The sequence below is a fragment of the Pectobacterium versatile genome (assembly GCF_003932035.1).
In the GTDB taxonomy this organism is placed as follows: domain Bacteria; phylum Pseudomonadota; class Gammaproteobacteria; order Enterobacterales; family Enterobacteriaceae; genus Pectobacterium; species Pectobacterium versatile.
The window spans coordinates 836,960-850,802 of record NZ_CP034276.1 but is presented as its reverse complement, the minus strand read 5'-3'; the positions used below and the strand labels follow the sequence as shown (position 1 = coordinate 850,802).

The following is a 13,843-nucleotide window of genomic DNA, read 5'->3' as shown; positions in this document are numbered from 1 at the left end:
TAGCATTGTACCAATGCGCTGTGATAGTAAGCGGGAAATCCCGCCAGCCAGATAACATCCTGTTACTCTGTATAATGACTCGATTGGTTACGCTATCCCTATGCGCGCGGATGGTGCTGCTGATGCAGCTGTTTCAGCCGCTCCGTCGCGACATGGGTGTAAATCTGCGTCGTGGAAAGATCGCTGTGCCCCAAGAGCATCTGTACGACCCGTAAATCCGCGCCGTGGTTCAATAAATGGGTCGCAAACGCGTGCCGCAAGACGTGCGGCGAGAGCTTTTCGCTGTCGATGGACGCCAGTACAGCATAATGCTTGATGCGGTGCCAGAACGTCTGGCGCGTCATTTGCCGTGCGCGACTGCTGGGAAACAGCACATCCAGCGTCTGCCCATTTAGCAACCACGGGCGACCATGTTCCAGATAATACTCGATCCAGTACACCGCTTCTTCACCCAGCGGCACCAGCCGTTCTTTATTGCCTTTCCCCAGCACGCGCACCACGCCCTGCCGCAGGCTGACATCGCTCATCGTCAAACTAACCAGCTCGGAAACACGCAGCCCCGTCGCATACAATACCTCAAGCATGGCCTTATCGCGTAATTCAAGCGGTTGTTCAATGCTTGGGGCGTTGAGCAACGCATCAACCTGCGCCTCGCTCAGATCTTTGGGTAGACGCTGTGGCAGTTTTGGCGATGACAGCACTGCACTCGGATCGTCGCTACGAAGTTTTTCCCGATAAAGGTACTGAAAGAAGCGGCGCATCGCGCTCAGCAAGCGAGCCGAGCTGGTTGCCTTGTAGCCCCCCTCGACTCTGTCAGCGAGAAACGCCTGAAGATCGAGCGACTGCGCCTGTAGCAAACCGTTCTCATGATGTGCAAGCCACTCCGAGAGCGTTCGCAGATCCAGCCGATAAGAGGCCAGCGTATTCTCTGCCAGATTTCTTTCCAGCCACAGCGCATCGAGAAACTGTTCGATAAGCGCCTGATCGTGTTCTTGCATCGCCGTGTCCTTCTTCACTGATTGGCAATATTATGCCGATGAAGCGGCGACTTTACACCTTCATCAGGTCCGCATTCTCTCGTAAACAGAATTGTGCGTGATCTCACATATTCCGCGAACATCAACATCACCATAACATTCTCCGGCAAAAATAAGGCCACGGCACATTATATTTTATGTATCGTCAATATATCGGAACAGGCTCCTTGAAGCCGCGTGTCTACTGGCATTGACCTTACTGAATCAACGTTGAAAAGCCGATTTTTCTGTGCGTAGAATGGCTGTTCGTGTTGTTAAAATAAAGAAACATTATGCAAGCCACCACCATCACTCCCACTCTCGATGCCGAAGCGGAAGCACCACCCGTAAACTCACGCAATAAAGTGATTGTTGCGTCATTAATTGGCACCGCTATCGAATTTTTCGATTTTTATATCTACGCCACCGCTGCGGTGCTGATTTTCCCGCACATTTTCTTCCCACAAGGCGATCCAACTGCCGCGACGCTACAGTCGCTCGCCACCTTTGCGATTGCCTTTGTGGCTCGCCCTATTGGCTCGGCAGTCTTCGGTCACTTTGGTGACCGCGTCGGACGTAAAGTCACGCTGGTCGCTTCTCTGCTGACCATGGGGATTTCAACCGTTCTGATTGGGCTGTTACCGACCTACGAAACCATTGGTATTTTTGCACCGATTCTGCTGGCGCTGGCGCGCTTCGGCCAGGGGCTGGGTCTGGGCGGTGAATGGGGCGGCGCGGCGCTGCTGGCGACCGAAAATGCCCCGTCCCATAAACGTGCGCTGTATGGGTCGTTCCCCCAGCTTGGCGCGCCGATTGGCTTCTTCTTCGCTAACGGCACCTTCCTGCTGTTGTCCTGGCTGCTGACGGAAGAGCAGTTCATGACCTGGGGCTGGCGTGTGCCGTTCGTCGCATCCGCCGCGCTGGTGCTGGTTGGCCTGTATGTCCGTATCTCTCTGCATGAAGCCCCAGTCTTTACCAAAGCGGTCAAAGCCGGTAAGCAGGTGCGTATGCCGCTGGGCACGCTGCTCAGCAAGCATATGAAAGTCACGATCCTCGGCACCTTCATCATGCTGGCGACCTACACGCTGTTCTACATCATGACCGTGTACTCCATGACGTACGGTACGACGCCAGAACCTAAGGGGCTTGGCTTCTCACGTAACAGTTTCCTGTTGATGCTGATGATCGCGGTGATCGGCTTTGGTCTGATGGTGCCGGTAGCGGGCTATCTGGCGGATGCTTTTGGCCGCCGTAAGACCATGATTACCATCACCTGCCTCATGATCGTCTTCGCTATGCTGTTCCCTTATATGCTCGGTTCAGGTAATCAGGCGCTGGTGATGGGCTTCCTGGTGCTGGGTCTGAGCATCATGGGGCTAACGTTCGGCCCGATGGGTGCCCTGCTGCCGGAGCTGTTCCCGACGGAAGTGCGTTACACCGGCGCGTCATTCTCCTATAACGTCTCGTCGATTCTGGGCGCATCAGTCGCACCATATATCGCTGCGTGGCTGACGGCCAACTACGGCCTGTTCTATGTCGGCGTTTATCTGGCTGCTATGGCATCGCTGACGTTGATTGCACTGCTTCTCACCAAAGAAACGCGTCACCAGTCTCTGGGATAATTTCCCTTCAGTGGGGGCCACGGCCCTCACTACTCCTTCCCTTTTTCACGATGACACTAAACCGTTCATCCCCACTCAGATCATAACCTCTCGTTATTATCACTTTGATACATTTTCGCATTTACCATGCTAATTAAGTGATGTATACCAACAGGCCTATCGGTGTAACAAATCAGTTCAGTACAACAATCAATTCAGTACAACAACCAGATTGGGATGCGAAAATGTTTTCAAAACATTATGAAGTTGAGGACAGTCATATCGATTTTCAGGGTGTCGTCGACGGCCTCTACTACCCGTTTTACATGGAGTGGACGCGCCATGCCTTTATGAAAGAAGCACTGGGCATTGATATTGAAGAAGAGTTCAAGCAGGGAAAGATTTACATGGTACTTGAGTACACGCTGCGCTTTCGTAAAAGCCTGCAAAAAGGCGATCAAGTAGAAGTGACCTGCCAGTTGGAAAAGAACGAAAAACGTAATCGTGTGAATTTCGTTCAGCAAATCAAGGTTGGCGGCGTCACTTACGCAGAAGCCACGTTTGTCGCCACGTGCCTGACCAATGGTCGACCATCAATGCCGGAAGCGGTAGTGAATGCGTTAGCACTTTAAGCGTTCGTGTTGCCATGAGTTCTCCTCGTTAGCACACTCGACATCTACGCGGGTGTGCTAATGCAGAGATCCTGAATCTTGTAATGAGAGATGTTCTTCCCTCTGAAATCATCCCCCCAATACGATTATTTCCCCCTCCATTTAAGCCAATAGTTCCGCACCGCGTGTTTCACCAGCGATTGTAAAAGACCTCAATATCATCGAATATGGCAGCCATTGCCTGTTTTCTGCTGCAAATGAACGATGGACTTGTCGCCTTTAAGCAGTGACATCACAGCGCAGAAACTGAATCAACGCATTGATTGTAGAAAATAATTAAATCATGGACTTATAGACAGTATGAAAATCGGTCTGTTTTACGGCTCAAGCACCTGCTACACCGAAATGGCGGCGGAAAAAATTCGCGACATTCTGGGCGAAGAACTGGTGGATCTGCACAACGTTAAGGATGTCGACCCTCAACGTATGGAAGATTACAGTACGCTGATTCTCGGCATCCCAACCTGGGATTTCGGTGAGATTCAGGAAGACTGGGAGAATATCTGGGGTCAATTAGCGACGCTAAACCTCAACGGCAAAGTCGTCGCGCTCTACGGCATGGGCGACCAGCTTGGCTATAGCGAATGGTTCCTTGATGCGCTGGGCATGCTGCATGACCAACTGCTGCCGCTGGGTGTCACATTTATTGGATATTGGCCAATAGAGGGCTACGACTTCACCAGTCCGAAACCGCTGACTGCCGACGGCAAATACTTTGTCGGGCTGGCGCTGGACGAAGTGAACCAATACGATCTCAGCGATGAACGGCTGGAACAGTGGTGCGAACAAATCCTGCAAGAGATGTCGTCACTACTGTAAATGGTATGAACCGACAGGAGTAAGCACGATGAAAATGTTACTCATAGCAGTCACAGGATTGTTGCTTGCCGGGTGCGCTCAAACAGGTACGCAGGAATACGCCAGAAATCTGGGCGGGAAATGCGATGTACCGCAATATTACGCTATCGATTTCTCAAGGTTTGATGAGACCGCGCAGCAAATCGCGCATGCGACGGGCTGCGGCATCATCACCGATACCACGCTGACGGGCGCGATTAAACCGCATCCCGTTAAAGGTTATCTAACCAGACGGGAAGCGGTGTTTATGGCGATTCAGGGTACGTCGTTGAAGGTGGTCAAACAGGAACCGGATACGGTTACCGTCGAGTAAAACGTTCGCGGATACCGTTGTGACTGGCATCCGCGAATATTGATATCCGTAAAGGTTGAAGTCGTTTAGCGCTTTTGTAACCAGCGGGTACGCGCAGCGGTATCAAAGAAGCTCCACGCCACAAAGCGGCTTTGCTTCTGGCCTTGCGCCATATCTATCGTTCTAACCTTCTCCGCATCAACCGCTTCCAGCGCACGATAAATCTCCGGCAGGTTCTCTTTACGTGACACCAGCGACGTAAACCACAGGCACTGACGGGCAAAACCGGCGCTCTCTTTGATCATTTGACCAATAAAAGCGGACTCGCCACCTTCACACCACAGCTCATCCTGCTGGCCGCCAAAATTCAGCGGTGAACGCTTATCCAGCCCCAGATTATGCAGTTTGCGCTGCGATCCCTGACGAGCATCCTCAGCGGAAGCATGGAACGGCGGATTGCACATGACGGCATCAAACGTGTCGTTCTTGTGAATAATCCCCGCCAGTATTGCTTTGCTGTTTTTCTGACGGCGCAGGCGAATCGACCGATTCAAACCGGGATTGGCTTCAATGGTTTCATTGGCCGCTTTCATCGCCAGCGGATTGATCTCGCTGCCGGTAAAACGCCAGCCGTATTCGCGATGCCCAATCAGCGGGTAGACACAGTTGGCACCGCAGCCGACATCCAACACGGACGCATCGCGCGGCACAACTGAACGGTTATCTTCCGCCAGCAAGTCAGCCAGATGGTGGATATAGTCGGCGCGGCCAGGAATTGGCGGACACAGAAAGCCGTCTGGAATCGTCCAGTGCTCAATCTGATAAAAATGCTGCAACAACGCCTGATTCAGCGTTTTCACCGCCTCGGGATTGGCAAAGTCCACGGATTCATCACCGTAGGCATTCACCTTTACAAACGGAATCAGAGCAGGATAGCTCTGTTTGAGCGCGGGAAAATCATAACGGTCGCGATGGCGATTACGAGGATGCAGACCATTTTTTTGCACTGCGGGCTTAGTCATCAGTTATATCCAATCAATTTCAAAGCACGGCCAAACGGTGACCGAATAAAAATATTTCCAACGCGCGGCTATCTTGCCCAGTGTTTCTGCTGCAAAAGAAGCTGACGCAAGTGACGCCATTCATCATCGCCCATGCTGTCCGATGCCAGCCACAGCTGTTGCTTGTCTTTAGCGTTAACCGCTTGTAATGACAGCAACACGCCATTCTTCAGCAGCCACGGCCGCTTAACGATTTGCCATTCCTGCTGCCGCCAGTTCAGGGTCGTTTCGCTGAGCAGAACGATTTCCCCCTGTCGGGATTTAATATTCCTTTGGCTACGGATAAAACCGAACATCACCATCGTGACCAGGCATAGCCATAGCCACGCATAGCCGTCCGGCCACGGTGCCAGCAGAATGAATAATACTAAGAGGCCATGCACCACCAATGACAGCAGCTGCATGCGCCAGGAAACGCGAAGGTCACATCGCCACTGGGCCACGGTCTTTATTTCGCGTCTGAATAAGGGAAATCATGCGTTTCAGCTCTCCGTCCTTCGGTTCACCGTGGTTCATCAGCCAGTTGAATAAATCGGGATCGTCGCTTTGTAACAAACGTACAAACGTACGCTTATCAGTGTCATTAAGTGTGTCATAGTCATGCTCAAAAAACGGCATGATCGCGATATCCAATTCGCGCATACCACGGCGGCATGCCCAATGAATGCGTGATTTATTATCGATTTCCATATTTCATGTCCACCTTGTTATCGCTGCTTGCCGCTAGTGTACTCCGATTCCGGTAGCGGGTATCAACTAATAGTAACATTTTGACATAGTTTACCGACGTGCGCCGCGCCGAGTGCGCTCAGCAGTATCAGGATGTGCTATGCCATAACGCTGCGTGAATAACCACTTGCAAACCCTGAGCGCTCTTTTACCATTAGGCCATTCGGGTATCGCCCTTAGCGCAGGATTGTACTATATGGTTAATCAACATACGGCTCATCAACTTCCTTTTGCCTCACAGCCCCCATTTGCTTCCGCCCAACTGGTCGCCACGCTCATCTCGCTGGATGACTGGGCACTCGCCACGCTGGTCGGGCCGGATACCGTCAAATATCTTCAGGGACAGGTCACCGCAGATGTCGGAGCACTGCCTGACGATGGGCACACCCTTTGCGCCCACTGCGATGCAAAAGGGAAAATGTGGAGCAACCTGCGTCTGTTCCATCACGGCGAAGGCTTTGCGTTTATTGAGCGCCGTAATCTACGCGACGCCCAGCTTAGCGAACTGAAAAAATACGCCGTTTTCTCAAAAACGACCATCGCACCAGACGATAACACCATCCTGCTGGGCGCAGCGGGTGCGGGCATCCGCGAGCTTCTGGCATCTGTATTTAGCCAACTTCCAGACGCTGAACACCCTGTCGTACAGCACGAAGGGGCTACCTTACTGCATTTTGCCCATCCTGCAGAACGTTTCTTACTGGTACTGTCTCCTGAGCACAGTGCGTCGCTGCTTGAACAACTCGGCGATAAAGTCAGCCTGAATGACAGCCGCCAATGGCTGACGCTGGATATTGAAGCAGGTCAGCCCATCATTGACAGCGCAAACAGTGCGCAGTTCATCCCGCAAGCGACTAATTTACAGGCATTAAATGGGATTAGCTTCAGCAAAGGGTGCTATACCGGTCAGGAAATGGTCGCTAGGGCAAAATATCGCGGTGCGAACAAGCGCGCGCTTTACTGGCTGGCGGGTAAGGCAAATCGGATACCGCAGGCGGGGGACGATCTCGAATTGCAGCTCGGTGAAAACTGGCGTCGTACCGGTACCGTGTTGGCCGCTAGCCAATTGCAGAACGGTGATGTGTGGGTTCAGGCGGTATTGAATAACGATCTGAACGCAGAGAACCTTCTGCGCGTACGTGAAGATGCCGAAAGCCAGCTCACGGTCCAGCCTCTGCCGTATGAAATAACGGATTAATTCGACGAGTGATACCGCGCATGAGCCAGCTTGGCTCATGCGTTTTATGCAGGCTTAGATATAAAGATAAATCGCCAGAAAGTGGCAGACGCTGCCGCCCAACACAAAGCCGTGCCAAATCGCGTGATTATAGGGAATCCGCTTGCAGGCGTAGAAAATCACCCCCAGCGTGTACACCACGCCGCCCACCGCCAGCAGCGTCACACTCCCCGCCGCCAGCTTCATTACCATCTGGTAAATCACCACCAGCGACAGCCAGCCCATCACCAGATAGGTAATCAACGACAGCACTTCAAAACGGTGAGCAAACGCCAGTTTGAAAATCACGCCCAGCAGCGCCATGCTCCAGATGACGACCATCAGTCCATGCGCCAGCGGCGAATCCAGCCCCACCAGCAAAAATGGTGTATAGGTTCCGGCAATCAACAGATAGATGGCGCAGTGGTCGAATTTCTTCAGCCACGGCTTAATACGCTGAGACGGAATCGCGTGATACAACGTCGACGCCAAAAACAGCAGGATAATGCTGCTGCCATAGAGACTGTAGCTGGTAATCGCCACGCTGCCGGCGTCATTGTTGACTGCCTGCACCAGCAATAAAACCAGTCCCACAATCCCGAAAATCACACCGATTCCGTGGCTTATGCTGTTCGCAATTTCCTCTGCCAGAGAGTAATCCGACATTTGTTCATTTTTTGACATCAATCGATTCCGCAGTATTCGGCAACAGAACACGTCGTGTGCTGACGTTATTCGCCCGCCTTTCCTGCTTTCGTACAGGATGAAACAGGCGTAGGTGTTTAACCTTTGAGCAGATTAACTGAGAATAGTTTCAGTGTACACGTGTAAGCTAAAATATTTACTCTTGCCTTGCTTCCGGCTTGCTCTCTCACTTAGCCTGTAATCATGCATGTCAATCTCGGGCGACATCCCCTACAATGATCGACGTCGATATCTCCCTGTTTAGAGGTAAGTTTTTCATGTCATCTGCCCCATCTACTCTGAATTTCGGTTCCATGACCGATGTCTTCGGCTTTCTGATAGAAATCGATAAATTAAAAAGCGTACAGCGCCGCACCAAGATTATCGGCAGCGAACGTCACGAAGATTCTGCCGAACACAGTTGGCATTTTGCCGTCGCCGCGATGGCATTGGCGCCTTATGCCGGTGAAGGCGTGGATATCCAGCGCGTGATCCAAATGGCACTGATTCACGATATCGTCGAAATCGATGCGGGCGATGTGATCGTTTACGATCTTTCCGCTCGTCTGGCGATTCACGATCAGGAAGTGGCTGCCGCTGCCCGTATTTTCGGCCTGCTGCCAGAACCACAGCGCCAGCAATTCCACGATCTGTGGGAAGAATACGAAGCGAATGAAACTCCGAGCGCCCAGTTCGCTCTGGTGCTCGATCGCGTCATGCCGATGCTGATGAACCTGTACAACGGCGGCCAAAGCTGGGTAGAAAACGGCATCCGTCTGGAACAGGTTCTCGACCGCGCCGAGTTCATCGCCACGATCAACCCGGAACTGTGGCAATACCTCCAACAGCATCTGGAAGACGCCAAAGCCAAGGGCTGGTTGCTATAATTCGGTTTTCCCGCTAGACGCCCCGTCGCCGGGCATTCACGTCAGGAGAGGGTGATGTCTTTAAAAACAATCGCAAATAACCTGGGTTTGTCCGTGGCGGCAGTGAGTCGTGCTCTGAACGGTCATCACGATATCTCCGACGCCACGCGCCAGCGCATTCAGGAAGAAGCGGAGCGCATTGGCTATCGTCCCAATACGCACGCACGCCGCCTGAAAATGGGCAAAAGTAACGCCGTCGGGCTGGTCTATCCCTACGCCTCTTCACTGAGTAACGATATCTTTTTTGAGATGATTGGTGCGATCAGCCGCAAGCTGGCACAGCATGAGGTCGATTTTCTCCTGCTAGCTGACGAGCAAGACGCCTGTCAGGGCGCTGCGCGGTTGATCGCCAGCCGCCGTATCGACGCGCTGATCGTCGCGCATACGTGTGAACAGGATGCGCGGCTGACGTTATTACAGCGCCACAATGTTCCTTTTCTGGCGCTGGGGCGCAGTCAGCTCCCCCAGCCTTACGCCTGGTTCGATTTTGACAATCGCGCAGGCATGGCGCTGGCGACCGAACACCTGCTTGAACTCGGCCATCGCCGTATCGCCATGTTAAGTGAAGACCACCCGCAGGCGTTTATCATGCAGCGTCGTCAGGGCTATCGCGATACCCTGCAACGCCACGGCCTGCCGTTTCACGACGCCTATCTGCGCTGTGTTAACCCCACGCGCCGCGCGGGCTATCAGGCCATGCTCGACCTTCTGGCGCTGCCTGAACCGCCAACCGCTATCGTGATGGATGGCAACGTCCACGGCGATGGCGCAGTCGCCGCGTTGCAGCAGGCGGGTCGGCTTTCCGGTTCACACCCTATCGCATTAGTGATGTATGACGGCTTGCCACAGGACAGCCTAACCGATATCACCGTGACCGCCATCGAACAGGCGACGCGCGAGCAGGTTGGCGAACAGATTGCCAGCATGATGCAGGCGCTCATCACGGGCGAAGCCGTAGAGAACTTGCAGGTGTTGTGGCAACCAACATTACGCCTCGGTAAAACGAGCTTTCCCGCCTAATCTATTCCGCTCTCTGCCACATTTCATAAGGCCATCGGTTGGTTTGCTACGCTAGCCATCAGCGAGATGCCCTTCACATCTTCATCGCAACCTTTTTCCATTTCCTAACGATTATTTTAACAATATCACACTTCTTAAACGTTTAAGTTGATGACTTAAACGTTTAAGTTCTTACTAAGATCCACTATTCATCATTTGGTCGTCGTAATTTGGAGCCTTCCTCATGAAGCGTGATATTGTTCAATTAACCAGCGCGCAGTGCGATGTCATCGTACGCTGCGCCCCGGCAGCAGAAATTCTCTACTGGGGGCCACGGCTGCGCGGTTTTTCGCCAGAAGATATCGTTTCTCTGCAACGCCCCGTCGCTAACGGTCGTCTGGACGTGGATCTTCCTCTGACCCTGGCGATGGAATACGGGCGTGGCCAGTTTGGTTCACCGGGTATTGAAGGGCACCGTTCAGGCTATGACGCCGCGCCGATCTTCACGACGACGCAGACTGACGTTCAGAACAATACGCTCACCATCACGGCGGAAGATGCACAGGCAGGGCTTCGTCTGATCAGCGAACTGCGCCTAGAGCCGCAGACCGATGTCCTACAACTGCGCCACACGCTAGAGAATCTGCGTGCGGATGCCTGGCAAGTACAGCGCCTCGCCGTCACGCTGCCCGTCCCAGAACGGGCGAGCGACGTCATGGCGTTTCATGGCCGCTGGCTGCGCGAGTTTCAGACTCACCGCCTCACATTGCAGCACGGCGGTTTTATTCAGGAAAGCCGTCGGGGAAGAAGTTCCCACGAGTATTTCCCCGCCTTTATACTCGGCGAGTCCGCATTCAGCGAACAGCGTGGCGCTGTCTGGGGCGTGCATTTAGGCTGGAGCGGCAACCACCGCCTGCGTGCCGATATCAAAACGGATGGCCGTCGCGTCGTACAGGCGGAAGCCCTGTATCTGCCGGGTGAAATCACGCTGGCGCAGTCGGAATCGCTCACGACGCCGTGGGTCTACGCCGCCTTCTCCGATGCCGGTTTAAACGGCATGAGCCAGCGCTATCACACCTTCTTGCGCCAGTCCCTAATCCAATTCTCCGGCGATAAGCCACGTCCGGTACATCTCAATACGTGGGAAGGGATCTATTTCGATCATTCCCCTGAGTACATCATGCAGATGGCGAGCAAAGCCGCCGACGTCGGTGTAGAGCGCTTCATTATCGATGACGGCTGGTTCCGTGGGCGTCACCACGACCAAGCCGCACTCGGCGACTGGTATCTGGACGAGGAAAAATACCCTAACGGGCTGATGCCAGTGATTGAGCATGTCAAAGCCTTGGGGATGGAGTTCGGCATTTGGGTCGAACCAGAGATGATCAATCCCGATTCCGACCTGTTCCGCGCCCATCCAGACTGGGTGCTGCAACTGCCCGGCTACGCGCAGCCAACGGGCCGCTACCAGTACGTGCTGAATTTAAACCAACCCGAGGCCTTCGCTTATCTACTGGAGCGGCTGAGCTGGCTGTTGGGTGAGCACCCTATCGATTATGTGAAGTGGGATATGAATCGCGAGCTGGTACAGCCCGGTCATGAGGGGCGTCTGGCCGCCGATGCGCAAACCCGACAGTTCTATCGTCTGCTCGATACCCTGCGCCAGCGTTTTCCCGATGTCGAATTTGAATCCTGCGCCTCCGGTGGCGGCCGCATCGACTACGGCGTGCTGGAGCGTACCCAGCGTTTCTGGGTGTCGGATAACAACGACGCATTGGAACGCCAGACTATCCAGCGCGGCATGAGCTACTTCTTCCCACCAGAGGTGATGGGGCAACACATCGGGCACGCCCGCTGTCACGCCACCTATCGGCGTCACACCATCGCCTTTCGCGGGCTGACCGCCCTGTTCGGCCACATGGGCATCGAGTTGGATCCCGTGAAGGCCGATGACGACGAGCTGGAAGGCTATCGCCACTACATCCAGTTGCACAAAACACTGCGCCCGCTGCTGCACAGCGGCACCACCTGGCGGGTCGAGATGCCGGACGATACGGTGCAGGTCACTGGCGTGGTAAGCCACGATCGGCAGCACGCCGTTTTCCAAGTAGCTCAGCTACGTATGCCGGCTTATTCGCTGGCGGGGACGCTCCGCTTCCCCGGTCTGCTGCCCGACACACGCTATGAAGTCACACTGCTAGACGGCCCAGAAATCAAAACGGTGCGAGAAGGCGGCGGCACCATGCGTGAGCTCCCGCCTTGGTTACGTCAACCGATAGTGGTTTCCGGTGATTGGCTGATGCAGGCCGGCCTTGCCCTGCCCGTCCTGACGCCGGAAACCGCCATTCTGGTCGCGCTTTCCGCGGTGCCGGATACCGCTGCCAGCTAGATTTTTCGCTTTGCCCTACACATTCGAAACATGACCGCGCGGGACAGCACTGTCCCGCGTCATGATAATGTCTACCCTCTAGAGGGAAATAAAGATGCCTACTACCTCGTGCTACTACAAAAATAACCGTAACTTCTGGATTTTCGGCGCGTTCTTCTTTCTTTATTTTTTTATCATGGCAACGTGCTTCCCATTTTTGCCAATTTGGCTGGCGGACGTTATCGGGCTCAACAAGACCGATACCGGCATCGTTTTTTCCTTCCTGTCCTTGTTCGCGATCCTGTTTCAGCCTTTCCTCGGCATCCTGTCCGATAAGTTGGGCATGAAGAAGCACCTGCTATGGGTGATCTCGATTCTCTTGCTCTTTTTTGCCCCTTTCTTCCTGTATGTCTTCGCTCCGCTTTTAAAAATCAACGTGATACTGGGTGCTTTAGTCGGCGGCCTGTATATCGGGTTCTCCTTCAGCGCAGGGGCTGGGGCCATTGAAGCCTACATCGAACGCATCAGCCGACAGCACCATTTTGAGTACGGCAAGGCGCGTATGTTTGGCTGCTTTGGCTGGGGAATTTGCGCCTCAACGGCGGGTATGCTGTTTAACATCAACCCCGATATCGTGTTCTGGATGGGATCCGGTTCGGCGATTATCTTGATCGTGTTGCTGTGTCTGGCGAAGACGGAAAGCAACCCGACCGCCGCCGTCATGGACTCGCTCGGGGCCAATGCCTCACCTTTTAGTGTGAAGCTGGCATTAGGCCTGCTGGCTAACCGTCAGTTCTGGCTGCTGGTGCTGTACGTGGTCGGCGTCGCCTGTATTTATGACGTCTACGATCAGCAATTCGCTAATTTCTTTAAATCGTTCTTTAGCTCGCAGGAACAGGGCAACCAGATCTTTGGTTTTGTCACCACCGCCGGGGAAGCAGCGAATGCGCTGGTGATGTTCTGCACGCCGTGGATCATTAACCGGATCGGCGCTAAAAATGCGCTTTTAGTGGCAGGCACGATTATGTCGATCCGGATCTTGGGATCGGCCTGTGCCACCTCCATCACGGAGGTGATCATACTGAAAATGCTGCATGCTTTCGAAGTACCGCTGCTGCTTATCGGGATTTTCAAATACATCGCCAATACGTTTGACTCGCGCCTGTCGGCCACGATTTATCTGGTGGGCTTCCAGTTCGCCAAGCAGTTTATGGCGATATTCCTCTCCTCCGCTGCGGGCAATCTGTATGACCGTATCGGCTTCAACCAGACTTACCTTATTCTGGGCGGCATCGCGCTTACCTTCACTGCAATTTCCGCCTTTACGCTGTCATCATCACGTAGCTCGGCGGGGATGCGTTCTCAGGCTGCGCATTAACGTGATCCCGCCCCGTTGAGTCAGTATCAACGGGGCGGGACTTC

The 13,843-nt window shown here is 53.7% G+C and carries 14 protein-coding genes; 9 read left to right on the top strand and 5 right to left on the bottom strand.

The window, feature by feature from the left end; all coding sequences use genetic code 11:
• Positions 1-98 precede the first annotated feature (98 nt).
• Positions 99-998 (bottom strand): site-specific tyrosine recombinase XerD, encoded by a 900-nt coding sequence (gene xerD, locus EIP93_RS03965; protein WP_116361861.1) that lies wholly within the window; start codon positions 996-998, stop codon positions 99-101.
• Between the two features lie 311 nt (positions 999-1,309).
• Between xerD and EIP93_RS03960 the strand changes: the two genes are divergently transcribed.
• The 4 genes from EIP93_RS03960 to EIP93_RS03945 all read left to right on the top strand — a co-directional run bounded on the left by EIP93_RS03960 (position 1,310) and on the right by EIP93_RS03945 (position 4,459).
• Positions 1,310-2,638: an MFS transporter gene (locus EIP93_RS03960; protein WP_103861399.1), complete on the top strand. Its 1,329-nt coding sequence runs from the start codon at positions 1,310-1,312 to the stop codon at positions 2,636-2,638.
• A gap of 224 nt (positions 2,639-2,862) precedes the next feature.
• Positions 2,863-3,249, top strand: coding sequence for an acyl-CoA thioesterase (locus EIP93_RS03955; protein WP_103861400.1), 387 nt, complete (start codon positions 2,863-2,865; stop codon positions 3,247-3,249).
• Between the two features lie 339 nt (positions 3,250-3,588).
• Positions 3,589-4,107 (top strand): flavodoxin FldB, encoded by a 519-nt coding sequence (gene fldB / locus EIP93_RS03950; protein WP_103971790.1) that lies wholly within the window; start codon positions 3,589-3,591, stop codon positions 4,105-4,107.
• Positions 4,108-4,135: 28 nt separating this feature from the next.
• Positions 4,136-4,459, top strand: a complete 324-nt coding sequence (locus EIP93_RS03945; RefSeq protein WP_010301820.1) for a hypothetical protein — start codon at positions 4,136-4,138, stop codon at positions 4,457-4,459.
• Positions 4,460-4,524: 65 nt separating this feature from the next.
• On the opposite strand, the gene rlmF is transcribed toward EIP93_RS03945, so the two are convergent.
• From rlmF to sdhE, 3 genes are all read right to left on the bottom strand, one after another.
• On the bottom strand, positions 4,525-5,460 hold the full coding sequence (gene rlmF / locus EIP93_RS03940; RefSeq protein WP_107332304.1) for a 23S rRNA (adenine(1618)-N(6))-methyltransferase RlmF: 936 nt from the start codon (positions 5,458-5,460) through the stop codon (positions 4,525-4,527).
• Positions 5,461-5,528: 68 nt separating this feature from the next.
• Positions 5,529-5,942 carry a protein YgfX gene (locus EIP93_RS03935; RefSeq protein WP_103861404.1) on the bottom strand — a complete coding sequence of 138 codons (414 nt, stop codon included), beginning with the start codon at positions 5,940-5,942 and terminating at the stop codon, positions 5,529-5,531.
• Complete coding sequence (gene sdhE / locus EIP93_RS03930; protein WP_039355397.1) at positions 5,923-6,189, bottom strand: FAD assembly factor SdhE; 267 nt, start codon at positions 6,187-6,189, stop codon at positions 5,923-5,925. The genes EIP93_RS03935 and sdhE overlap by 20 nt, the downstream gene beginning before the upstream one ends.
• Before the next feature lie 235 nt (positions 6,190-6,424).
• Between sdhE and ygfZ the strand changes: the two genes are divergently transcribed.
• On the top strand, positions 6,425-7,426 hold the full coding sequence (ygfZ, locus tag EIP93_RS03925) for a tRNA-modifying protein YgfZ (RefSeq protein WP_116361860.1): 1,002 nt from the start codon (positions 6,425-6,427) through the stop codon (positions 7,424-7,426).
• Positions 7,427-7,480: 54 nt separating this feature from the next.
• Here the strand turns inward: ygfZ and trhA are convergent, their stop codons facing one another.
• Positions 7,481-8,128 (bottom strand): PAQR family membrane homeostasis protein TrhA, encoded by a 648-nt coding sequence (trhA, locus tag EIP93_RS03920; protein WP_103183036.1) that lies wholly within the window; start codon positions 8,126-8,128, stop codon positions 7,481-7,483.
• Positions 8,129-8,406: 278 nt separating this feature from the next.
• On the opposite strand from trhA, the gene EIP93_RS03915 reads away from it, so the two are divergent.
• The 4 genes from EIP93_RS03915 to EIP93_RS03900 all read left to right on the top strand — a co-directional run bounded on the left by EIP93_RS03915 (position 8,407) and on the right by EIP93_RS03900 (position 13,799).
• Positions 8,407-9,015: an HD domain-containing protein gene (locus EIP93_RS03915; RefSeq protein WP_095701613.1), complete on the top strand. Its 609-nt coding sequence runs from the start codon at positions 8,407-8,409 to the stop codon at positions 9,013-9,015.
• Positions 9,016-9,069: 54 nt separating this feature from the next.
• Positions 9,070-10,074 carry a LacI family DNA-binding transcriptional regulator gene (locus tag EIP93_RS03910; protein WP_103971793.1) on the top strand — a complete coding sequence of 335 codons (1,005 nt, stop codon included), beginning with the start codon at positions 9,070-9,072 and terminating at the stop codon, positions 10,072-10,074.
• A gap of 223 nt (positions 10,075-10,297) precedes the next feature.
• Positions 10,298-12,442, top strand: a complete 2,145-nt coding sequence (locus EIP93_RS03905) for an alpha-galactosidase (protein ID WP_103971794.1) — start codon at positions 10,298-10,300, stop codon at positions 12,440-12,442.
• 94 nt (positions 12,443-12,536) lie between these two features.
• Positions 12,537-13,799, top strand: a complete 1,263-nt coding sequence (locus tag EIP93_RS03900; protein WP_103861408.1) for an MFS transporter — start codon at positions 12,537-12,539, stop codon at positions 13,797-13,799.
• The last annotated feature ends 44 nt before the right edge of the window (positions 13,800-13,843 follow it).